The sequence below is a fragment of the Microbacterium sp. EB106-03-03-XG65 genome (genome assembly GCF_058791955.1).
This window is the reverse complement of record NZ_JBYTEB010000001.1, coordinates 2,748,802-2,769,135: the sequence shown is the minus strand read 5'-3', so window position 1 is coordinate 2,769,135 and position 20,334 is coordinate 2,748,802. Positions and strand designations below refer to the sequence as shown.

The 20,334-nt window shown below is 68.2% G+C and carries 23 protein-coding genes and 1 tRNA gene; 14 read left to right on the top strand and 10 right to left on the bottom strand.

Annotated features, from left to right (window positions below; all coding sequences use genetic code 11):
- From AC3WS6_RS13110 to AC3WS6_RS13060, 11 genes are all read left to right on the top strand, one after another.
- The gene (locus AC3WS6_RS13110; RefSeq protein ID WP_492501417.1) at window positions 1-1,548 is read left to right on the top strand and encodes an efflux RND transporter periplasmic adaptor subunit; all 1,548 of its coding nucleotides are present in this window, start codon (window positions 1-3) and stop codon (window positions 1,546-1,548) included.
- Window positions 1,545-2,267 (top strand): ABC transporter ATP-binding protein, encoded by a 723-nt coding sequence (locus AC3WS6_RS13105; protein WP_492501416.1) that lies wholly within the window; start codon window positions 1,545-1,547, stop codon window positions 2,265-2,267. Before AC3WS6_RS13110 ends, AC3WS6_RS13105 begins: the two co-directional genes overlap by 4 nt.
- Complete coding sequence (locus AC3WS6_RS13100; protein WP_492501415.1) at window positions 2,264-3,580, top strand: ABC transporter permease; 1,317 nt, start codon at window positions 2,264-2,266, stop codon at window positions 3,578-3,580. The genes AC3WS6_RS13105 and AC3WS6_RS13100 overlap by 4 nt, the downstream gene beginning before the upstream one ends.
- Window positions 3,581-3,691: 111 nt before the next feature.
- The gene (locus tag AC3WS6_RS13095) at window positions 3,692-4,582 is read left to right on the top strand and encodes a ParA family protein (protein ID WP_492501414.1); all 891 of its coding nucleotides are present in this window, start codon (window positions 3,692-3,694) and stop codon (window positions 4,580-4,582) included.
- Window positions 4,566-5,432 carry a segregation and condensation protein A gene (locus AC3WS6_RS13090; RefSeq protein ID WP_492501413.1) on the top strand — a complete coding sequence of 289 codons (867 nt, stop codon included), beginning with the start codon at window positions 4,566-4,568 and terminating at the stop codon, window positions 5,430-5,432. The genes AC3WS6_RS13095 and AC3WS6_RS13090 overlap by 17 nt, the downstream gene beginning before the upstream one ends.
- On the top strand, window positions 5,422-6,030 hold the full coding sequence (gene scpB, locus AC3WS6_RS13085; protein ID WP_492501412.1) for an SMC-Scp complex subunit ScpB: 609 nt from the start codon (window positions 5,422-5,424) through the stop codon (window positions 6,028-6,030). Before AC3WS6_RS13090 ends, scpB begins: the two co-directional genes overlap by 11 nt.
- On the top strand, window positions 6,027-6,830 hold the full coding sequence (locus AC3WS6_RS13080) for a pseudouridine synthase (protein ID WP_492501411.1): 804 nt from the start codon (window positions 6,027-6,029) through the stop codon (window positions 6,828-6,830). The genes scpB and AC3WS6_RS13080 overlap by 4 nt, the downstream gene beginning before the upstream one ends.
- Window positions 6,827-7,978: a prephenate dehydrogenase gene (locus tag AC3WS6_RS13075; RefSeq protein WP_492501410.1), complete on the top strand. Its 1,152-nt coding sequence runs from the start codon at window positions 6,827-6,829 to the stop codon at window positions 7,976-7,978. The genes AC3WS6_RS13080 and AC3WS6_RS13075 overlap by 4 nt, the downstream gene beginning before the upstream one ends.
- On the top strand, window positions 7,971-8,687 hold the full coding sequence (gene cmk / locus AC3WS6_RS13070) for a (d)CMP kinase (RefSeq protein ID WP_492501409.1): 717 nt from the start codon (window positions 7,971-7,973) through the stop codon (window positions 8,685-8,687). Before AC3WS6_RS13075 ends, cmk begins: the two co-directional genes overlap by 8 nt.
- A complete protein-coding gene (der, locus tag AC3WS6_RS13065; RefSeq protein ID WP_492501408.1) occupies window positions 8,680-10,200 on the top strand; it encodes a ribosome biogenesis GTPase Der in 1,521 nt (506 codons plus the stop codon). The genes cmk and der overlap by 8 nt, the downstream gene beginning before the upstream one ends.
- Window positions 10,201-10,297: 97 nt before the next feature.
- Complete coding sequence (locus AC3WS6_RS13060; protein ID WP_492501407.1) at window positions 10,298-11,233, top strand: NUDIX domain-containing protein; 936 nt, start codon at window positions 10,298-10,300, stop codon at window positions 11,231-11,233.
- 32 nt (window positions 11,234-11,265) lie between these two features.
- On the opposite strand, the gene AC3WS6_RS13055 is transcribed toward AC3WS6_RS13060, so the two are convergent.
- The 4 genes from AC3WS6_RS13055 to AC3WS6_RS13040 all read right to left on the bottom strand — a co-directional run bounded on the left by AC3WS6_RS13055 (window position 11,266) and on the right by AC3WS6_RS13040 (window position 13,503).
- Window positions 11,266-11,652, bottom strand: a complete 387-nt coding sequence (locus AC3WS6_RS13055) for an RNA-binding S4 domain-containing protein (RefSeq protein WP_492501406.1) — start codon at window positions 11,650-11,652, stop codon at window positions 11,266-11,268.
- Entirely contained in the window at window positions 11,652-12,323 is a 672-nt protein-coding gene (locus AC3WS6_RS13050; RefSeq protein ID WP_492501405.1) for a lysoplasmalogenase family protein, read from the bottom strand. Before AC3WS6_RS13050 ends, AC3WS6_RS13055 begins: the two co-directional genes overlap by 1 nt.
- 65 nt (window positions 12,324-12,388) lie before the next feature.
- Entirely contained in the window at window positions 12,389-12,844 is a 456-nt protein-coding gene (locus tag AC3WS6_RS13045) for a hypothetical protein (RefSeq protein ID WP_492501404.1), read from the bottom strand.
- A gap of 74 nt (window positions 12,845-12,918) precedes the next feature.
- Window positions 12,919-13,503 (bottom strand): GNAT family N-acetyltransferase, encoded by a 585-nt coding sequence (locus tag AC3WS6_RS13040; protein ID WP_492501403.1) that lies wholly within the window; start codon window positions 13,501-13,503, stop codon window positions 12,919-12,921.
- Between the two features lie 118 nt (window positions 13,504-13,621).
- On the opposite strand from AC3WS6_RS13040, the gene AC3WS6_RS13035 reads away from it, so the two are divergent.
- Window positions 13,622-13,695: transfer RNA gene (locus tag AC3WS6_RS13035), tRNA-Pro, on the top strand.
- 93 nt (window positions 13,696-13,788) lie between these two features.
- Here the strand turns inward: AC3WS6_RS13035 and AC3WS6_RS13030 are convergent.
- The 6 genes from AC3WS6_RS13030 to AC3WS6_RS13005 all read right to left on the bottom strand — a co-directional run bounded on the left by AC3WS6_RS13030 (window position 13,789) and on the right by AC3WS6_RS13005 (window position 18,406).
- Entirely contained in the window at window positions 13,789-14,703 is a 915-nt protein-coding gene (locus AC3WS6_RS13030) for a hypothetical protein (protein ID WP_492501402.1), read from the bottom strand.
- A gap of 106 nt (window positions 14,704-14,809) precedes the next feature.
- Window positions 14,810-15,202: a cyclophilin-like fold protein gene (locus AC3WS6_RS13025; protein ID WP_492501401.1), complete on the bottom strand. Its 393-nt coding sequence runs from the start codon at window positions 15,200-15,202 to the stop codon at window positions 14,810-14,812.
- A gap of 134 nt (window positions 15,203-15,336) precedes the next feature.
- Window positions 15,337-15,660, bottom strand: coding sequence for a carboxymuconolactone decarboxylase family protein (locus AC3WS6_RS13020; RefSeq protein ID WP_201470158.1), 324 nt, complete (start codon window positions 15,658-15,660; stop codon window positions 15,337-15,339).
- Window positions 15,657-16,067 carry a (R)-mandelonitrile lyase gene (locus tag AC3WS6_RS13015; protein WP_492501400.1) on the bottom strand — a complete coding sequence of 137 codons (411 nt, stop codon included), beginning with the start codon at window positions 16,065-16,067 and terminating at the stop codon, window positions 15,657-15,659. The genes AC3WS6_RS13020 and AC3WS6_RS13015 overlap by 4 nt, the downstream gene beginning before the upstream one ends.
- Before the next feature lie 51 nt (window positions 16,068-16,118).
- Complete coding sequence (locus AC3WS6_RS13010) at window positions 16,119-17,144, bottom strand: zinc-dependent alcohol dehydrogenase family protein (protein WP_492501399.1); 1,026 nt, start codon at window positions 17,142-17,144, stop codon at window positions 16,119-16,121.
- Window positions 17,145-17,167: 23 nt separating this feature from the next.
- On the bottom strand, window positions 17,168-18,406 hold the full coding sequence (locus tag AC3WS6_RS13005) for a multidrug effflux MFS transporter (RefSeq protein WP_492501398.1): 1,239 nt from the start codon (window positions 18,404-18,406) through the stop codon (window positions 17,168-17,170).
- 171 nt (window positions 18,407-18,577) lie between these two features.
- On the opposite strand from AC3WS6_RS13005, the gene AC3WS6_RS13000 reads away from it, so the two are divergent.
- Together AC3WS6_RS13000 and AC3WS6_RS12995 are read left to right on the top strand one after the other, a co-directional pair.
- Complete coding sequence (locus AC3WS6_RS13000; RefSeq protein ID WP_492501397.1) at window positions 18,578-19,279, top strand: SDR family NAD(P)-dependent oxidoreductase; 702 nt, start codon at window positions 18,578-18,580, stop codon at window positions 19,277-19,279.
- Window positions 19,280-19,347: 68 nt separating this feature from the next.
- Window positions 19,348-20,226 (top strand): helix-turn-helix domain-containing protein, encoded by an 879-nt coding sequence (locus tag AC3WS6_RS12995; protein WP_492501396.1) that lies wholly within the window; start codon window positions 19,348-19,350, stop codon window positions 20,224-20,226.
- Window positions 20,227-20,334: the final 108 nt, after the last annotated feature.

The following is a 20,334-nucleotide window of genomic DNA, read 5'->3' as shown; positions in this document are numbered from 1 at the left end:
ATGAAGGACGAAGAGACCCCGACGACTGAACTTCCCGCTGAGCTCCTTCCGGAGCAGACCGACGATGTCGACACGTCCCGCGTGAGCGGGTGGCGACGGATACTCCGAGGCAACCGCACGCTCTGGATCGTGGCGGCCTGCGCCGTCGTGAGCCTGGTCGTCGGCCTCCTGGTCGGTCGCTTCCTGATCTCCCCGGCCGAGGCGAGCGAGACACCGGATCCCGGACTCGTCACGGTTCCGGTCGAGTTCGGAGCGTTGAGCAACGACGTGACCCTGCGTGCCGATGTCGGATACGCGGATGCCGTCGAGGTGACGATCGACACCACGAGCGGCGGCAGCATCGTGACCGGATCGGTGCCCGAGGTGGGTGCCACGCTGAACCCGCTGTCGATCGCGCTCGAGGTCGTGGGGCGTCCCGTCATCGTGCTTCCCGGGGAGCTGCCGGCCTACCGCACGCTGCGCGTGGGCGTCTCGGGTCCCGACGTCCTCCAGCTCAAGCAGGCGCTGGTGAGCATCGGCATCGACGCCGGAGACGTGGCGTCGAACCTCTTCGATCAGGCGACGGCGAACGCTGTCGGTCAGCTGTACGCGCAGGCCGGTTACCCGCTGCCTTCCCCCGAGGAGGGCGCGGAAGACACGGTGCGAGCCGCCGAGGAGGGCGTGCGTGCGGCCCAGAGCGGGGTGGCTCAAGCCGAACAGGCCCTCGCCGCCGCGGGCGCCGGACCCTCGAGCCTGGAGACGTGGCAGGCGGATGTGCGCGTGGCACAGGCCGAGCAGGCCCTCGCCGATGCCAAGAACGGAGCCGAGGGGACGAACGTCCAGCAGGCGGAATGGGACGTGCAGACCGCGCGCCTCGAGCGGGACCAGCTGTGGGCGGCCCGTGACACGGGGGCGGAGCGGGCTGCGCTCGATGCCGCCCGCCAGCAGGTCGGCGCGGCCGAGGAATCGCTCGCGAGTGCTCGGGAGAGCGTGCTGCCGTATCTGCCGTCCGGTGAGGTGCTCTTCCTCACCGAGTTGCCCCGGCGCGTGGACGCGGTGAATGTGAAGCGAGGAAGCGCGATCTCGGGTGCCGTCATGACGGTCTCGGGTGCCACGGTGCGACTCACCGGTGCGGCGGCCGAAGCAGACGCACGACTGCTCGAGGCAGGCGCCGAGGGGATCTTCGAACTCCCCGACGGCACGGAGCATCGCGCCGTGGTCTCGGAGCTCAAGCCGGGGAAAGACGCCAAGGCCCGCTGGGAGGTGGTCTTCGAGCCGGATCCTCTGACCGCCGAGCAGATCGCACAGCTTCAGGGCAGCAACCTGCGTGTGCGCATCGCCGTCGGGGCCACGGAGGGCGACGTGCTGTCGGTGCCGCTTGCGGCCCTGACAGCGGGTCCGGGCGGAGAATCGCGCATCGAAGTCGTCGAGTCGGATCCCCGCGAGGGCGAGGATGCGAAGACGCGCCTGGTCGTCGTCGAGACAGGGCTCGCCGCGAAGGGCGCCGTCGAGGTCACTCCGGTCGAGGGCGAGCTCGACGAGGGCGATCTCGTGGTGGTGGGGAAGTGACCGACGCCCAGACGTCGATCCTCACCGCCGAATCCGAGACGGATTCCGCTGTGCCGCTCGTCGAGCTGCGTGACGTGACGCGATCGTTCCCGGGACCGCCCGAGGTGCAGGCCCTCAAGGGAGCGACGCTGTCCGTCGCGCCGGGGGACTACATCTCGATCGTCGGTCCCAGCGGTTCGGGGAAGTCGACGATGCTGAACATCCTCGGTCTTCTCGACAGGCCGAGCGTGGGGGAGTACCGTCTGTCCGGCTCGCTCACCGGCGACCTCTCGGACGACGAGCGAGCCGCGGTGCGCGCCCGGTTCATCGGCTTCGTCTTCCAGTCCTTCCACCTCCTGCCGCGTCGCACGGTGCTCGACAACGTGCTGCTGCCCATGCTCTACAGCGGGGTACCGAGGCGCGAGCGCGAGCAGCGCGCGCGGGACGCGCTCACGCGGGTGGGGCTCGGGCACCGGATCGACTTCTTCCCGAACTCGTTGTCCGGTGGTGAGCGCCAACGAGTCGCCGTCGCGCGCGCGGTGGTCAGCGGACCGCGACTGCTGCTCGCCGACGAGCCCACGGGCAACCTCGATCAGCGCACCTCGGGTGAAGTGATGTCGCTGTTCGAAGAGCTCAACGAAGACGGGCTGACCCTGATCGTCATCACTCATGACGACGGTGTCGCGCGCAGAGCACGGCGCTGCATCCGCATCTCCGACGGCCGATTGAGCGAGCTGTGATCGCCTGGCGTCGGCGCAGGCGGAAGGCCGAGGAACCGCAGGAGACGGTGACGGATGCCGCGGGCGCTGCGCTCGTGCCGGCCATCGCCCACGCCGACCGCTTCACGTTCCAGGACCTCGTCGCCGAGGCGACCTCGGACATCGGTTCGCGCCCGGCCCGTCTGGTCATGACGATCCTCGGGACGGTACTGGGCATCGCCTCTCTCGTGGCGACGATCGGATTCGCCCAGACGGCTGCCGCCCAGATCGCGAGTCAGTTCGACGGCGCGGCGGCGACCCGGGTGGTGGTCACGGCCGCCACGGCGCAGTCGGGTTCGCAGAACCAGAGCGTCGCGGCCGGCCGGCTGCCGTGGAACTCACCGGATCGCGTGACGCAGCTCGCGGGGGTCGAGAGTGCGACCCTGCTCGGAGAGGTCGAACTGACCGAGGGCGAGACGATCACCGCGGTGCCCGTGAACGACCCCTCGGCGGCAGCGGTCGCGTCGCCGCGGCTGTACTCGGCGTCGCCGGATCTGCTCGACACGACAGAGGGCGGGCTGGTGACCGGTCGGTTCTTCGACGCCGGTCACGATGCGCGCGCCGACCGTGTCGCCGTGCTCGGGCAGAGGGCGGCGGAGCGCATGGGGATCAACCGGGTCGACTCGCAGCCTTCCGTCTTCATCGGCGGCGTCGCTTATGCGGTGATCGGCATCGTCGACGGAATGGAGCGACGCAGCGAGCTGCTGGATGCGGTGATCGTTCCGACGGGGGCGGCCCGCGCCGACTTCGGACTGCTCGCGCCCTCGGAACTCGACATCCGCATCGTCGTGGGCGCAGGTCCTCAAGTGGCGGAGCAGGCGGTGCTCGCACTGCAGCCCGATGACCCGGAGAGCCTCCAGGCCAAGGCCCCGTCCGGCTCGTCGGATCTGAGCCAGAGCGTGCAGTCCGACGTGAACGTCGTGTTCCTCATTCTCGGTGTGATCGCTCTGCTCGCGGGCGGCCTCGGCATCGCGAACGTGACGCTGCTCTCGGTGATGGAGCGCATCGGCGAGATCGGTCTGCGCCGCGCGCTGGGGGCGACCCGTCGTCAGATCGGCGCGCAGTTCATGGTCGAGTCGATCGTGATCGGTTTCATCGGCGGACTCATCGGGTCTGCGCTCGGGGTGTTCGCGGTGATCGCCGTGGCGGTCGTGCAGGGGTGGACGCCGGTCACCGATCCACTCGTGGCGATCGCGGGTGCGGTCTTGGGTGCCGTCGTCGGATGGGGCTCGGGCTGGTACCCGGCACGGCGCGCCGCGCGGGTGGAACCGGTGGCTGCGCTGCGGGGAGGCTGACCGTCTCATCGTTCGTCTGCACATCGACCTGAGCGGCCACGCCGCGCGCCGGGAGTGCAGCGCAGTGCCCTGCCGCTAGAATCGATCAAGCACGAAGGAGCAGGAGAATCGGTGGTTGAGAAAGCGGCGAAGTCCAGGGCGAAGGCACAGAAGGCCGACGAGACGCCCCTCGGACCGACCGGTCGTCCCTATCACGGCTTCCCGACCCCTCCGCCGCTGCCGTCTCACGGGCCCGCCCGCATCATCGCGCTGTGCAACCAGAAGGGCGGGGTCGGCAAGACGACCACGTCGATCAATCTCGCTGCTGCACTCGCGGAGTACGGCCGCAAGGTGCTCGCCGTCGACTTCGACCCGCAGGGTGCGCTGTCGGCCGGACTCGGCATCCAGACGCACGACGTGCCGACGATCTACGACCTGCTGCTCGACACCAAGCGCGACGCGCACGACGCGATCGTGCACTCGAATGTCGACGGCCTCGATGTGATGCCGGCGAACATCGACCTCTCCGCCGCAGAGGTGCACCTCGTCAACGAGGTCGCACGCGAGACGATCCTTGCGCGTGTGCTCCGCCAGGTCGCCGGCGAGTACGACGTCATCCTCATCGACTGCCAGCCGTCCCTCGGCCTGCTCACGGTCAATGCGCTCACTGCAGCGCACGGCGTGATCATCCCGCTGGAGTGCGAGTTCTTCGCCCTTCGCGGGGTGGCCCTCCTGATCGAGACCATCGACAAGGTGCGCGATCGGCTGAACCCGTCGATCACGATGGACGGTCTGCTGGCGACCATGTACGACCCGCGCACGCTGCATTCGCGTGAGGTGCTCGAGCGAGTGGTCGAGGCCTTCGGCGATGACGTGCTCGAGACCGTCATCGGTCGTACCGTCAAATTCCCCGACGCGTCGGTATCGGGTGTGCCCATCACCGAGTTCGCTCCCGAGCACGCCGCCGCGCAGGCCTATCTGCGACTGGCGCGGGAGCTGGTCGCCCGTGGCGCCGTCGCCTGAGGTCGAGCCGACCTCTTCACCGGCCGGGGCGCCCGACAACGACGAGACTTCTGAAGAGACGAACGACGGCTCGGGCTTCCGAGTCTCGCTGACGAACTTCGACGGACCGTTCGACCTGCTGCTGAACCTCATCTCGAAACACGAGATGGACATCACCGAGGTCTCTCTCAGCGCCGTCACGAACGAGTTCATCGCCTACCTCAAAGAACTCGACGACGACGAGGAACTCGATCAGGCGTCGGAGTTCCTGGTGGTCGCCGCGACCCTGCTCGACATGAAGGTCGCAGGGCTCCTGCCCCAGGGGGAGCTGGTGGATGCCGAGGCAGTCGCTCTGCTCGAGGCCCGGGACCTCCTCTTCGCGCGGCTGCTGCAGTACCGTGCGTTCAAGGAAGTGTCCGCCTGGTTCGCCCGGTGCCTCCAGCGCGAGGGGCGACGACACGTGCGCGCCGTGCGACTCGACGAGAGGCACCGCAAGAAGACGCCAGAGCTCGTATGGTCGCTCAGCGCCGACGACTTCGGGGCGCTCGCCCTGCTCGCCTTCGCTCCGAAGGAGATCCCGCACGTCGGGCTCGACCACCTGCACGCGCCGCTCGTGAGCATCCGAGAGCAGGCGGCGATCGTCGTGACCCTGCTGCGCAGTGCGGAGACGGTGAGTTTCCGCGAACTCGTCGCGGGCGTGACCGAGGTGGGGATCGTCGTCGCGCGTTTCATCTCGGTGCTCGAGCTGTACCGCCACGCTGCGCTCTCGTTCGAGCAGCTGGAACCGCTCGGTGAACTCACTCTCCGCTGGGCAGCCGATTCCTGGTCGGACGAGACACTCGCAAGTCTGGGGGCCGACTATGACCGATGACCTGACGACGGCCGACGCCGCCGATGCGCAGGAGGCGCCGCAGACGCCGCTTGCCGAGAGGATCGAGGCGATCCTGCTCATCATCGACGAACCCATCGGCCTGGTGGCACTCGCCGCGGCCGCCGGCTCTCCGGTGGCCGCCGTGCGTCAGACCATCGAGACACTCGTGAACGATTATGACGGGCTGGGGCAGGGTCCCCGCCGTGGCTTCGAGCTGCGCGAGGTCGGTGGCGGGTGGCGGCTCTACGTGCGCGAGGACCACGACGATCTGGTTGCCGACTTCATCGGCGGACAGGCGCCGGCCCGGCTGTCGCAGGCGGCCCTGGAGACCCTGGCCGTGATCGCCTACAAGCAGCCCGTCACTCGCAGCCAGGTGGCCTCCATCCGTGCCGTGAACGTCGACTCCGTCGTTCGCACCCTGCTCGCCCGCGGACTCATCACCGAGCTCTTCGCCGACTCGGAGACGGGCGCCATCAACTACGGCACGACCGAGGCGCTGCTTCAGCATCTCGGTATCAACTCGCTCGACGAGCTGCCGCCGATCTCGCCGCTGCTCGACGACGGCGCAGACGGCTTCGACGAAGGGACCATCCGATGACCACTCCCGAATCCGCAGATCCGACCCAGCCCGACGGTGTCCGGCTGCAGAAGGTTCTCGCTGCCGCCGGGGTCGCTTCTCGCCGCGTCGTCGAGCAGTACATCGTCGAAGGGCGCATCCGTGTCAACGGCGAGACCGTGACGGAGCTCGGTCGGCGCATCGATCCCGAGACCGATCTCGTCGACGTCGACGGCACCGCCGTGCAGCTGGACGTGTCGAAGCGCTATGTGATGCTCAACAAGCCGACCGGCGTCGTCAGCAGCATGCGCGATGAGAGCAGTCGCCCCGATCTGCGGCGCTTCACCGAGGACTATGAGGAGCGGCTCTACAACGTCGGCCGCCTGGATGCCGAGACGAGCGGACTCCTGATCCTCACCAACGACGGCGAGCTCGCGCATGTGCTCGCACACCCGTCGTTCGGAGTCACCAAGGTCTACATCGCGAAGGTCGAGGGCGCAGTGACGGCCCAGACCATCGCCAAGCTCACGAAGGGGATCGAGCTCGACGACGGTCCGATCGCTGCCGACAAGGCGCGTCTGCTCGACACATCGCGGGGCTCGAGCCTGGTCGAACTGACACTGCACTCGGGGCGGAACCGCATCGTGCGACGGATGCTGGCCGCCGTCGGCCACCCCGTGACCGAACTCGTGCGGCGCCAGTTCGGTCCGCTGCACCTGGGAACGCTCCCTGCCGGTCGGACTCGTGAACTGAGTAAAATCGAACTCGGCGCGCTGTTGACTCTCGCGCGCCGTGATTCCGGTGTCGCCGAGGCGCCAGGCGAGCAGCAGGAGAACGAGTGACCGACACCACGAGTGCGCCCGAAAGGACGCAGGCTCCGGCATCGGTCGCGCCCCGCGCCGCGAGCCGTCTCTCGGGCACGGTCCGCATCGTCGGGGCAGGTCTTCTCGGCGCGAGCATCGGGCACGCACTGCGCGCCAACGGCGTCGACGTCGTGCTTTCCGACACGTCGCCCGCACAGCTGCGCCTCGCCGTCGACTACGGCGCGGGACGCATGGCCGACGAAGGCGACGCACCCTCGCTCGTCGTGGTCGCCGTTCCTCCCGACGTGACCGCAGATGTCATTCAGGCCGAGCTGTCGCGTCACCCCGACGCCGTCGTCACCGACGTCGCGAGCGTGAAGCTCGAGCTGTTCCGCGAACTTCAGAGCCGGGGCGTCGATCTGACGCGTTACATCGGCTCGCATCCGCTCGCCGGCCGCGAGCGTGGGGGAGCCATCTCGGCGCGCGCCGATCTGTTCATCGGCCGGCCGTGGGTGGTCTGCCGCGACCACGCGACCAAGGCGTCCGACCTCGCGCTCGTCGAGGCCCTCGCACTCGATGTCGGTGCGACGCCCGTCGAGATGACGCCTGAAGAGCACGACCGATCGGTCGCGCTCACCTCTCACGTGCCGCAGGTGGTCGCGAGTCTGCTTGCGGGTCGTCTCGCCGGCGCGGACGACGGCGCATTGCGGCTTGCCGGCCAGGGGGTCCGCGACACCACCCGCATCGCGGCATCCGCTCCGGAACTGTGGGTGCAGATCCTCGGCGCGAATGCGCGCCCCGTGGTCGAGATCCTCGACGCGCTCGCAGATGACCTGCGGCAGGTCTCCGATGCGCTTCGTGCGCCCGATGCCCCGGGGGCTCGGCGCGTCGTGGCTGAGACGATCCGACAGGGCAACGACGGCGTCGAGCGGCTGCCCGGCAAGCACGGCCAGAATCAGCGCTTCGAGACGCTCGTCGTCATGATCGACGACACGGCCGGACAACTCGGACGCCTGTTCGGCGAACTCGGCGAGCTCGGTGTGAACGTCGAGGACCTGCGCCTCGAGCACTCACCCGGCGCGCAGTTCGGTCTGGCCGAGATCAGCGTCGACCCGGCGGCGCTGCACGGCGCGATCACAGGACTACAGGAACGCGGCTGGCGGATTGCGGGTACGACCAATGACTGATCTTCAGACAGAAGCAGAGCGGCCCGGAGCCACCCGTGCGGATTTCATCGCGATCGACGGCCCCGCGGGATCGGGCAAGTCGAGTGTGTCGAAGGCTGTCGCGCGCACGCTCGGATTCGGGTACCTCGATACCGGATCCGCCTACCGCGCGCTCGCGTGGCATGTGCTCGACCGCGGTGCCGACACAGACGATGCGGATGCGGTTCTCGCAGCGGCATCAGACTTCCCGGTGCGGCTCGGACTCGACCCCGACGACCGGACCGTGCAGGTCGGCGATGTCGACGTGACACAGGCCATCCGCGAGCCGCGTGTCTCGAGCGCGGTGAGTGGTGTGGCGCGTGTGACCGAAGTCCGCGAGCAGGTCAACAGGCTGTTCCGGACGCTCGTCGCCGACGCCCCTTACCCGGCAGTCGTCGTCGAGGGCCGCGACATCACCACCGTCGTCGCCCCTGACGCGCCCGTGCGCATCCTTCTCACGGCCGCGCCCGAGGTGCGCGCCGCGCGACGAGCCGGAGAGCTCGCGGGCGAGAACGCCGACGCCGTCGCCGCGGCGCTGCACAAGCGCGACGCGTCGGACAGCGCTGTCGTCGACTTCCTGAATGCCGCAGACGGTGTCGAGGTGGTCGACTCGACCGAACTCGATTTCCCCCAGACCATCGACGCCGTCCTCACGGTGATCGAACGACTCCGAGGAGCACAGCATGGCTGACGACGAATACGAAGGCGGCCCTGACCAGCTCGCCGAGAAGATGGAATCCCTCGACGAGCAGCTCGCCGAGGCGCGCGCCGAGACACTGCGGCAGGGACTCGCCGACTACGAGCTCGACGATGAGGATGCAGCGCTGCTCGCCGGCATCACCATGGGCGAGGACGGCATCCAGTTCATGCCGGCGCTGCCCGTGGTGGCGATCGTGGGTCGACCGAACGTGGGCAAGTCCGCTCTGGTGAACCGCATCCTCGGCCGTCGCGAGGCTGTGGTCGAGGACACCCCTGGAGTGACGCGAGACCGTGTGACGTACAAGGCCGAATGGGCGGACCGCCGGTTCACGCTCGTCGACACCGGTGGGTGGGAGCCCGACGCGAAGGGCATCGACCGGTCGGTCGCCGCGCAGGCCGAGGTCGCGATCGACCTCTCTGACGTGGTGCTGTTCGTCGTCGACGCGATGGTCGGGGCGACCTCGACCGACGAGCACGTCGTGAAGCTGCTGCGCAAGAGCGGCAAGCCGGTCTTCCTCGTCGCCAACAAGATCGATGACGGACGCCAGGAGCCCGAGGCTGCTGCGCTCTGGAACCTCGGACTCGGCGAACCGCACCCCGTGTCGGCCATTCACGGTCGTGGCGTCGCCGACCTGCTCGACGCCGTGCTGAAGAAGCTTCCCGACGTCTCGGCGGTTGCGAAGGCCGAGATCGGCGGACCGCGTCGCGTGGCCATCCTCGGACGTCCGAACGTCGGCAAGTCGTCGCTGCTCAACAAGGCGGCCGGCGAGGAGCGCGTGGTCGTCAACGACCTCGCGGGAACGACTCGCGACCCGGTGGATGAGATCGTCGAGCTCGGTGGCAAGCTCTGGACACTGGTCGACACCGCCGGCATCCGTCGTCGCGTGCACATGGCTCAGGGCGCGGACTTCTACGCGTCGCTCCGCACCTCAGCTGCCCTCGAGAAGGCCGAGGTCGCGGTGGTCGTGCTCGATGTGTCGGAGACGATCAGCGAGCAGGACGTGCGCATCATCGACCTCGTTCTGGAATCGGGCCGTGCACTCGTGTTGGCGTTCAACAAGTGGGACCGTCTGAACGATGACGACCTCGAGAACTCGGATCGTCGTCGCTACCTCGAGCGCGAGATCGAGCAGGACCTCGCACACGTCGCCTGGGCTCCCCGCGTCAACATCTCGGCGAAGACGGGGCGTCACCTCGACAAGCTGGTGCCGGCGCTCGAGACGGCGCTCGAGAGCTGGGATCGTCGTATCCCCACAGGCAAGTTCAACGCGTTCCTCGCAGAACTGGTCGCTGAGCACCCGCACCCGTTGCGCGGAGGAAAGCAGCCGCGCATCCTCTTCGGTACGCAGGCGTCCACCCGCCCGCCGACGTTCGTGCTGTTCACGACCGGGTTCCTCGACCCGGGTTATCGCCGGTTCATCCAGCGTCGCCTGCGCGAGCTCTACTCGTTCGAGGGTTCGCCGATCGTCGTCAACATGCGTGTGCGCGAGAAGCGTCAGCGCTGACCGGTTGCTGTTCTCGGCCCGATCGTCGTCACCTTCCGCGTTCCCGCGTGTGACGGCGATCGGTGCCAATACCGGAATGCTGTGAAAGGCTGGAACGGTGACTGTCGTACCTCCCGCTGCCGGTGAACCTCGTCGCCCGGAGGGGCCGCGGAATCCCGGCGACGCCTGGGTGGTCTCGCCGTCGGGGGAGAAATACTGGGGGCGCTTCGGTGCCGCCGGATTGCTCGCGGTCGACCCACAGCGCGGAATCCTGCTGCAGCACCGGGTGGCGTGGAGCCATTTCGGCGGCACGTGGGGCTTGCCCGGTGGTGCCATGCACGAGGGTGAGAGCGCCATCGTCGGCGCGGTGCGCGAGGCTCAGGAAGAGGCAGGTGTGCCGGATGCCTCGGTCAGACCGCGATTCACCAGTGTGCTCGATCTCGGGATCTGGTCGTACACGACTGTCGTCGCCGATGTCGTGGTGCCGTTCGAACCGGTGATCAGCGACCCCGAGAGCGTGGCGCTCGAGTGGGTACCCGTCGACGACGTCGACTCGCGACCCCTGCATCCCGGCTTCGGCCGCGCCTGGCCCGAGTTGCGCAGGCTGCTGGAGGTGCGCGCGGCCGTGGTCGTCGATGCGGCGAATGTGGTCGGCTCGGTGCCCGACGGCTGGTGGAAGGACCGCCCGGCCGCTGCCGCTCGCCTGGCTGCGAGCCTGGAGGGTCTGACCGTGTCTGCGGCCGACTTGGAGGTCGGCGGCACGGCGTGGTTTCCCGACATCGCCCTGGTCGTCGAAGGGCAGGCGCGTGGCATCGAAGCGCCTGCGGCGGAGGGAGCCGGTGAGCTGTTGCCCGCCGGCGTCGTCGCGGTCGTCGAAGCCCACGCATCCGGCGACGATGCGATCGTCGAAGAGGTCGAACGTCGCACTCTCGCGGGGCAGCATGTGATCGCCGTGACGAGCGACCGAGAGCTGCAGGACAGAGTGGTCAGGGCTGGAGCCGCGCGGGTGCGCTCATCCGGGTGGCTGCGTGCGGTGCTCGACGCCCAGGAGTGATATTCAGAGGCGGTGCTGTCGGCACTAGTGCGTCAGCCGTCAGCGTTTCCGGTATCCCCAGATGCTCGCCCACGCAGCCGGTCGATGTCGCGTCGTTCCCGCTTCGTGGGGCGCCCAGCGCCGCGATCGCGTAGTCCCAGTGCTGCCTGCGGCTCACGCTCGGGCGTACGGTCCTCATAGGCGAGTGCTGCCAGGGGAGCGCCGACGCGCTTGACCAGGAGCTGGCGGACGATGAGGATCCGGTCGAAGCCGGCGATGCGGACGCGCAGTTCGTCGCCGACGCGGACATGCTGCGCAGCCTTCACCTTGTCGCCGTTCACTCGTACATGCCCCGCGCGGCATGCAGTGGTGGCGGCCGATCTGGTCTTGTAGACGCGGATGGCCCAGAGCCAGCTGTCGACGCGGGCGGCATCGGCCATCAGGAACCTCGCTTTCGCAGGGTGATCAGGGTGCCGGCGATGATCAGCCCCTGCCCGATCGTATAGGTGAGCATGATCGTCGGGCTGCTCCACGACGGGAGCGAGTCGGGGAGGAAGAGCCGCAGCGCCAGCAGAGTGTCGCTGGCGAGGAAGAAGACGCCACCGATCGCCACAAGCGCGTGACACCGGGTCGACAAGGCTGCCGTGCTGCCGAGCACCAGCCCATATGCGGCGACCGCGAGGAACAGCGCGCCGGTGTGGGGGCCGACCCCGATGAGCATCGCCACCCACCAGACGGCGTAGGCGAGAGCCCACCACGGCATCCGTCTTCGAGCGAGGAATCGAGCGAACAGCGCGATGTACGCCAGGTGGGCGAGACCGAAGAAGGCCAGCATGAGCGGCACTTCGGGGGCTGCGGGGAAGAGCACGCCGGCGCTGTCGCCGAGCCACGAGAACACGATTGCGGCCGCGGCGAGGGCGAGGGCGAGCGCCGCGCGTTGCGTGCTCCGCACGAAGGACACCAACACGGGGATCGCGAGCAACGGCATCAGCAGGAGCTTTGTCGGCCCCGCCAGAGGGCTGCTGATCGCAAGCAGGACCACATGCAGCGCCGATCCCGCGGCGTAGGGCAGGAACGCCCACACCAGCGGGTCTACCGTGCGTCGCAGCATCCACTCATCGTATTGCGGTGGCTGTGCCGGTCATCGTGTCGCTGCCCGACCTGCACTGTTTTCGATCACGATTCGACGGTCACCTGAGTGATCTGGCCATCGGCGCCGAGATGCACAGCGGGCCAGTACCCCTCGGGGAAGTGCTGGCCACAGGTGTCGATCAGGTGCAGCACGATGGTGCCGTCGGACGAGGCCTCGAGCGTCTCGAGGCTCAGGTCGCTCGCTGCATCGTCGAGTTCGTGCTGTTCGGGCGATGCGGTGCTGAACGAAGTCACGACGGCATCCGATGCCAGCCGGCGCAGAGCAGGGAGCGCCGCGATCGTCTGGTGCACGCGGGGGAGGAGCGCGCTTGCCTCGTCGGCGTTCGTTCCCTCGATCATGAGGTCGAGGGGCGCGCCCTCCACGACGGTGCCGCCCGCATACCAGTCGTGAGTCAGGACCGTTCCGTCTCCCAGTTCTGTCGTCGCGCGGACGAGGGTGCCGAGTTCGGGGTCTTCGATGATCGGATGCTCGTCGCTCATGTCTTCCACGCTACTGCTCGTTCACGGCCCGGGTGGCAGGGCCGATGCATCGAGGGGCGGCTCGGATCCGCCGTTCACGCTGTGACCGACCGGGCGACCAGTGTGCGACCGGGCTTCATCTCGCCTCGCGGGGTGAAACCCGCCGCCAGAAACGTACCGAGCGTGCCGTGGAAGAGATCGTTCGAGCGCTTCTTCTCGCCGTGTGTGTCGACGGGGTAGCCCTCGATGACTCGCGCTCCGGCCGCTGCTGCGTAGTCGACCGCAGCGCGCAGCAGCTCGAGATTGAGCCCGGAGCCCCGGTGCTCGCGACGCACGACGAAGCAGCTCACAGCCCAGACCGACTCGTCATCGAACGGCTCTTCGGATGCGGCCGCGATCATGCGTGTGCGCAATATGCGCGCCTGCTTCGTGCGCGGTCCGATACGGATCCAGCCCGCGGCCTCGCCATCGACGTACGCGATGAGTCCGGGCGGCGGCCCCTCATCGATCTCATCGCGGAGCATCTCCGTGCGCTGCGGAGTCGTCGTCAGGTTCCAGTCCTTGTTGCTCAGCATCGGCCAGATGCACTGGCAGCTCGCGCCGTCGCCGCCGCCGGTGAGCGCGCGTTGCACGTCGTCCCATCGGGCCGTCGTCGCCACTTCGGTCGTGATCGTCACCATTCAGGTGACGCTACGCTGGGCCTCCGACAACGCGCAACGCCCGGCGTACGTCCGGTTCGCGGAGCGCGGGCGAGTGGGGCTAAGATAGGGGAGTTGCCTGCGCGAGAGTGCAGAACAACGGGCTGTGGCGCAGCTTGGTAGCGCACTTGACTGGGGGTCAAGGGGTCGCAGGTTCAAATCCTGTCAGCCCGACAGAAAAGCCCTGGTGAGAAGTAACTCTCACCAGGGCTTCGTCGTTTCTGGATGTGGTCGTTGGCTGGTGTTCGGGCCGCTGGCGATGGGGTGTCACCCCTGGCCGGCGCAGTAGGCCGACAGCCGCTCCTCACCGGCCGTGAGCGCCTCGTCCCATTCGGTGAAGGCCGAGTCTGCCTCGACGGTGTATGCATCGAGCTCGTCAGCAGAGAGCTCGAGCGTCTGCTCCTCGGTGAGCAGAGTGGTGATCCCGTCGGCGTAGAACGTCTCATACGCGTCATACATGCTCGCCATCTCGGTGTGGGCCGCGGGGTCGGTGACCTGGGCCAGCGCCGCTTTGAGCTGCACGAGCCCGTCGGACGCCCGGCGCTGGGCCTCAGCCACGTCACCGGTGGACGCGGCGCTGGATGCACCGTTGTAGGCCAGGCCTGCATCGACCCAGTCGCCGTTGACGATCTCGCACGCCTGCGCGGCAGTCTGGCCGCTCTGCATCACGCCGCACAGATCGTAGCGCCGCACATCTGCATCAGACATCTGCTGCTCCAACTCGGTCTTCTGCTTCCCTAGAATGACCAGGAGATTCGCAGGGTCATCGAGAACGGCGACGTATCCTTCCGGCACATCGGCCAGACCCTGCCAGATGGTGTCGGCGTACTGCTGATGCGCATCGATCGTCGTGTCGAGGGCGCCTCGCAGTTCCGGAGCCTCGACGCGATCGGCGATGTCCTGCAGGGTGGAGATCACCGCGAGGTGTTCCGTTCGCTTCTGCGCGAAATCTCTGTTCTGGATATCGGCTTCCAGCGCCACCCAGGGATCGAGAGCGAATCCCCACTCGGCGTTCACCGTCTCGCACGCGCCCTCGAGGCTCTGCGTCGCCGAGGTCGTCGGCGCTGGAGCGGAGGTTGTGTCCTCGGTGGGAGACGGCACGAGCGCCGTGCATCCCGTCACGCTCACGGCCAGCGCGATGGCCGCCCCGACGATTCCTGCGCGCTTGCCGGCACTTGGCATGGTGTCCCCCCGGTGGTTGCCGATATTGCGGTCCTCCAGCTTAGGGTCATCACCGCGTCAGACCATGCGCAGCCGGCGGCAAATCGTTGATGGGCGCGATCCCGGGCTACTGCTCGCGGATCTCGACCGTCACCGGACCATGCAGTGCATCGAGCACGACGCGCGATGCCGTGAACGTCCCGAGGTGCAGCGTCGCGTCTGAGTAGCCGATCCCGCTCGCGTCGTAGTAGAAACCCAGATTGCCCCACGGCGTGAAGTAGATGAGGTCGCCGTCTTGGGGATCGGATCCGGGGGAGCCGGACCATTCCAGTTCGCGAGGCAGGTAGGAGATCTTCTCTCTGCCCCCGAACTCTTCGAAGGAGACCTGGAGTGGAAGCAGAGAGAGGAAATCTCGGACGGCGGGGGTGTCCTCGCCCATCACGACATCGACGTGCGCGACATCGTTGCGGAAGCGCACGATCGTGTCGGCCGCTTCGGCCGGGGGCGAAGGGGACGCCACCTCCGGCGCGGCGCTCGACAGCGGGGGTGATGGCCTCACCGACCCGGGCCGAGACTCCGCGGGCGCACATCCCGCGATCAGCGCGGCAGACGTCACGAGCGCAGCGGCTGAGCACCACTTCGAGCGAGTCATCGTCATCCGGCCTCGTCGGCGAACGCAGCGCGAGCCGCACCGATCGCCGCCATGGCGCGCGGCCACCCCGTGTAGAAGGCGAGGTGCGTGATCGTCTCGATGAGTTCTTCTTCGGTGACGCCGTTGTCGCGTGCGTAGCCGAGGTGGAAGGCCAGCTGTTCCGTGGCTCCGAGTGTCACCAGCGCAGAGACGGTGACGAGGCTGCGGTCGCGCGGCGACAGTTCGGGCCGCGCCCAGACCTCGTCGAACAGGATCGCATCGGTGTAGTGCGCGAGTGCAGGGGCGATGTCTCCCACTGCTCGCTGACCGCCGGTCCATCCGGTCATCGCTGCGCCGTCCCTTCGTATTCGTCGTCGGTGATGTGTTCCTTCCACACCGTGGTGGACGCCGGATCGTCACCGCTCTCGAGCATGGCGATGTGCTCCATGAACGTGTCGGCTGCGGATGCGTGCCAGTGATCCTGTCCTGGCGGGGTGTAGATCGTCGGTCCGGGCCCGACCTCGATGACCTCGCCATCGCGAGTGCCGAAGCGGGCGACGCCCTGTGTGACCCGCAGGTACTGTCCGCGGGCGTGCGAATGCCACGCGGTGCGGGCGCCGGGGGCGAACTTGACGACCGCGACCGACATCCGCTGGTCACCCTCGTGCGGCACGGCGATCATGTCGACCCAGACGTCGCCGGCGAACTGCTCCGGCGGATTCTTGATGGTCGGTGATGCGGGCTCGATGTTCACGATTCCTCCTGTCTCATCGGGGTGACCGGCGCGCCGGCCACCCCAATCGGTTCAGACGGTCAGCAGCACCTTGGTCGCGGTGCGCTCATCCATGGCGGTGTATCCCTCGGCGGCACGCTCGAGCGGCAGGGTGAGATCGAAGACGACACCCGGGTCGATCTTGCGGTCCCAGATGAGCTGGATGAGTTCAGGCAGGAAGCGACGCACCGGTGCCGGCCCGCCGTGCAGGGTCACGCCCGAGAAGAACAGCTCGAACCCGTCGAGGGAGACATCATGCGAGACGCCGACGTACCCCACGTGGCCCCCGGCCCGCGCGGATCGGATCGCCTGCTCCATGGATGCCTGCGTGCCGACCGCCTCGATGACGGAATGTGCGCCGAGACCATCCGTGAGCTCCTTGACCTTCGCCACACCTTCGTCTCCCCGCTCCTCGACGATGTCGGTGGCTCCGAACCGTCGGGCGAGCTCCTGCCGGTCGGCGTGGCGGGACATGGCGATGATGCGCTCGGCGCCCAGCTGCTGGGCGGCGAGGATGCCGAGCAGACCGACCGCTCCGTCGCCGACGACCGCGACGGTCTTTCCCGGGCCGACGGCTGCGGCGACTGCGGCGAACCATCCGGTTCCGAGGACGTCGGACGCGGCGAGCAGCGAGGGGATGAGGTCGGCATCGGGTTGTCCCGGGGTGGCGACGAGAGTGCCGTCGGCGTTCGGGATCCGGGCGAGTTCCGCCTGAGTGCCCTCAGTGCCGATGGGCGTGCGGTGAACGCAGTGCGACTGGTAGCCCGCCTGGCAGATCTCGCACGTGTTGTCGGAGGTGAAGAAGCTCCCGACGACGAAGTCGCCGACCTTCACGCTCTTCACATCCGCACCGATCTCGGTGACCACGCCGACGTACTCGTGCCCCATCGGCTGAGGCGTCTCCTGCAGCGCTTCGGCTCCGCGGTAGGGCCACAGGTCGGATCCGCAGATGCAGGTGGCCGAAAGCCGGATGACGGCGTCGGTCGGCTCGAGGATGACGGGATCGGCACGGTCCTCGACTCGCACATCGCCGGGGGCATACATCATGACTCCACGCATGGTGGTGTCCTTTCTCTGAGGGGTCAACGGATGGGTGCGGATGCCGCGGTCGCGACTGGTTCGGGAGCGGGACGACGCGTGCGAGCGATGAGAACGCACGAGAGGGCAGCCAGTGCGGCTGCGGTCGTCGTCACGACACCGAGCGGAAGGATGCTGAGCGCACCCGCTACGCCGACGAACGGGGCGGCGATGCCGCCGAAGCCGAAGCGGGCCATGCCGAGTAGCGACGCCGCGGTTCCCGCCATCTGGGGATACTCGCTGAGAGCGATGGTCGTCGCGGGAGGCGACGCGATGGCGACGCCACTGGCGAGCGTGAACAGGGCGACGATCACGCCCCAGAGGGGCATGGCGACGAAGCCGGCCAGCAGCAGCACAAGGGCGCCCGCTGTGGTCACGGCCACACCTGCCGCGAGCGTGCCGCCCACGCTCCATCTTTCGGATGCTCGCCCAGCGAGGTACCCGAACACCATGAAGCCGGCGGAATTCAGGCCGAATGCTGCGGCGTACCACTGCGGCGAGAGCCCGTAGATGTCCTGCAGCACGAAGGTCGCCCCGGACAGGTATGCGAACAGAGCCGCGTAGAGGAAACCCTGGTTCAGCACCGCCCCGAGGAAGACGCGGTCGCGCAGCAGAGTCGCGAAGTCGCGGAGGGTGTGGGCGAATCCACCGGTGGCGCGCCGGTCGCGGGGCAGGGTCTCGTCGAAGACGAAGAACGTGGCGAGCAGGATCGCAGCGCCGGTGACCGCGAGGAACACGAACAGGCCGCGCCAGTCGGTGAACGTCGTGAGCACCCCGCCGAGCAGCGGGCCGATGATGGCTGCCAGCCCGCCGACGACGGTGAGGCGGGCGTAGAAGCGGATCAGTTGCGTACCGGTGTAGATGTCACGGCCCGCCGCGTTGGCGATGACGATTCCCACACCGCCCGCGAGGCCCTGCACGAAACGGGCGATGATGAGCATCTCGACGGTCGGGCTGACCGCGCACAGCAGCGACGTCGCCACGTAGGCGACGATCCCGACCAGCAGAACGAGCCGGCGCCCGTACCGGTCTGACAGCGGGCCCGCGGTCAATTGACCGGCGGCGAGACCGATCAGGCACGCTGTGACTGTGAGCTGCGCGACGGACGTCGCGGCGCCGAGCTCTCGTGTCAGTGCCGGAAGCGCGGGAAGGTACAGGTCCATGGAGATCGGACCGAACACCGTCAGCACCAGAAGCAGCGCCGGCAGCAGTCTGCGGGTAGTCGTGGGTGTGGCGGAGGTCATGCGTCCAGTTTCGTCCCGGCGATGTCCGAAGGGGAGTCCCTGGCAAAGGGTGTACCGACAGGGCACCCCTCGTAGTGTCATGTGTGCGCAGAATGAGAAGCAGCGCGACCGTGGCCAGGGAGGCCCGACGTCGGCGACGTCGGGGGTGCGCCACGAGCGAAGGAGGCGGATGTGTCTGTGATTCTTGTGACGGGTGCCTCGACCGGGCTCGGACTCGCGACCGCCGAGGCGCTCGCCGCCCGGGGTCACGAGGTCGTGGTGCATGCCCGCACGGCGGCCAAAGCGCCATCGGGCGATTGGCGCGGGGTCATCACCGGCGACCTCGCTGATCACGACAAGGTCAGGGCGCTCGCCGAAGATGCGGATGCCTTCGGCGCTTTCGACGCGGTCGTGCACAACGCGGGTGCACTTCACCCGCCCGACGCTGTGCGCGTGAACACGATCGCTCCCTACATGCTGACGGCCCTGATGCAGCGTCCGGGCCGCCTGATCTACCTCAGCAGCTCCATGCATCGAGGGGGTGGCACCGATCTGCGCGGACTGCGTGACGGTGCGGCGTCGTACAGCGACAGCAAGCTCTGGGTGACGACCATGGCGCTCGCTCTCGCCGCCCGGTGGCCCGAGCTTCAGATCCATGCAGTGGACCCCGGGTGGGTGCCGACGAGAATGGGCGGGGCCGGAGCGCCTGACGATCTGCGAGAGGGGCACCTCACGCAGGTCCGACTTGCGACCGAGGGGGTGCTCAGCCCGCCCACCGGTGGGTACTGGCACCACCTCAGCACCGAGCCACCGGCAGAGGCCGCCACCGACCCCGGGTTCCAGGAGTCGCTTCTCGCGGCACTCGCGGAGGTCACGAGGATCCCGATGCCCTGACCGTGCGGCGCTCAGGGGTGCACTGGCAGGGCATCCCTCGCGCAGTTCTCGGCACGTACGCTGACGTCATGGACAATCGAGCAGAGGTGCGGGAGTTCCTGATGACTCGCCGCGCGCGTCTGACCACGGAGGCGGCTGGGCTTCCCGCCGGATCGAATCGTCGTGTTGCGGGCCTGCGTCGGAGCGAGGTCGCCATGCTTGCAGGCGTGTCGGTGGAGTACTACAGCAAGCTCGAGCGCGGGGCCATCGCCGGGGCATCGGCCTCGGTGCTGGATGCCGTCTCCCGTGCACTGCAGCTCACCGATGCCGAGCACTCCCATCTTCTCGATCTCGCGCGGGCCGCCGACGGCATCCCGTCCTCCGGCCGCAGTCGTCGCCGGACCGAGAAGAACACTGCACCGCGTGCGAGTCTCCAGTGGGCTCTCGACTCGATCACCGATGCGGTCGCCTTCGTGCGTGACCAGCGGCAGAACCTCGTCGCCACGAACGCCCTGGGGCGCGCCTTCTACTCCCCGGTCATCGGCGACGGCGGGCGTGTGCCGAATCTGGCGAGATTCCAGTTCCTCGACCCGCAGGCGCACGACTTCTACCCGGACTGGGATCTGTTCGCCGAGATGTGCGTCGCCGTCATACGCGCGGAAGCCGGGAGGGATCCGCACGACAAGGGCATTCAGGACCTGGTGGGGGAACTCTCGACCCGCAGTGAGGTGTTCCGATCGCTGTGGGCAGCGCACAACGTGCGCACCCACGGCTCCGGCACGAAGCGCTTCCGGCACCCCGTGGTGGGCGACCTCACTCTCGTCTACGAAGAGCTCGCTCTCACGGCGGAGCCCGGTCAGGTCATGCTGATCTACAGTGCGGAGCCCGGATCGCCCTCGGCCGAGAGGTTGAGGCTCCTCGCCTCCTGGGCGGCCGAGAGCTCGGAGCGGGCGCTGCCCTCCGCATAGCGCAACGACGAGCGAGACGCGAGAGGCCATCTCGTGTTCGACGAGTCGGCGTGCGTCAACCCCCTCCGCCGATCGGATGCGCGCGCGTAGCGTCGACACTCCACCGCA

Bases quoted from the DNA above. Each gene is read 5' to 3' on its own strand.
- AC3WS6_RS13110 (WP_492501417.1), top strand. From the start codon at position 1: ATGAAGGACGAAGAGACCCCGACGACTGAACTTCCCGCTGAGCTCCTT.
- scpB (WP_492501412.1), top strand. From the start codon at position 5,422: ATGACCGATGACCTGACGACGGCCGACGCCGCCGATGCGCAGGAGGCG.
- AC3WS6_RS13080 (WP_492501411.1), top strand. From the start codon at position 6,027: ATGACCACTCCCGAATCCGCAGATCCGACCCAGCCCGACGGTGTCCGG.
- cmk (WP_492501409.1), top strand. From the start codon at position 7,971: ATGACTGATCTTCAGACAGAAGCAGAGCGGCCCGGAGCCACCCGTGCG.
- der (WP_492501408.1), top strand. From the start codon at position 8,680: ATGGCTGACGACGAATACGAAGGCGGCCCTGACCAGCTCGCCGAGAAG.
- AC3WS6_RS13055 (WP_492501406.1), bottom strand. From the start codon at position 11,652: ATGGCCGATGCCGCCCGCGTCGACAGCTGGCTCTGGGCCATCCGCGTC.
- AC3WS6_RS13050 (WP_492501405.1), bottom strand. From the start codon at position 12,323: ATGCTGCGACGCACGGTAGACCCGCTGGTGTGGGCGTTCCTGCCCTAC.
- AC3WS6_RS13045 (WP_492501404.1), bottom strand. From the start codon at position 12,844: ATGAGCGACGAGCATCCGATCATCGAAGACCCCGAACTCGGCACCCTC.
- AC3WS6_RS13040 (WP_492501403.1), bottom strand. From the start codon at position 13,503: ATGGTGACGATCACGACCGAAGTGGCGACGACGGCCCGATGGGACGAC.
- AC3WS6_RS13030 (WP_492501402.1), bottom strand. From the start codon at position 14,703: ATGCCAAGTGCCGGCAAGCGCGCAGGAATCGTCGGGGCGGCCATCGCG.
- AC3WS6_RS13020 (WP_201470158.1), bottom strand. From the start codon at position 15,660: ATGACCGGATGGACCGGCGGTCAGCGAGCAGTGGGAGACATCGCCCCT.
- AC3WS6_RS13010 (WP_492501399.1), bottom strand. From the start codon at position 17,144: ATGCGTGGAGTCATGATGTATGCCCCCGGCGATGTGCGAGTCGAGGAC.
- AC3WS6_RS13005 (WP_492501398.1), bottom strand. From the start codon at position 18,406: ATGACCTCCGCCACACCCACGACTACCCGCAGACTGCTGCCGGCGCTG.
- AC3WS6_RS12995 (WP_492501396.1), top strand. From the start codon at position 19,348: ATGGACAATCGAGCAGAGGTGCGGGAGTTCCTGATGACTCGCCGCGCG.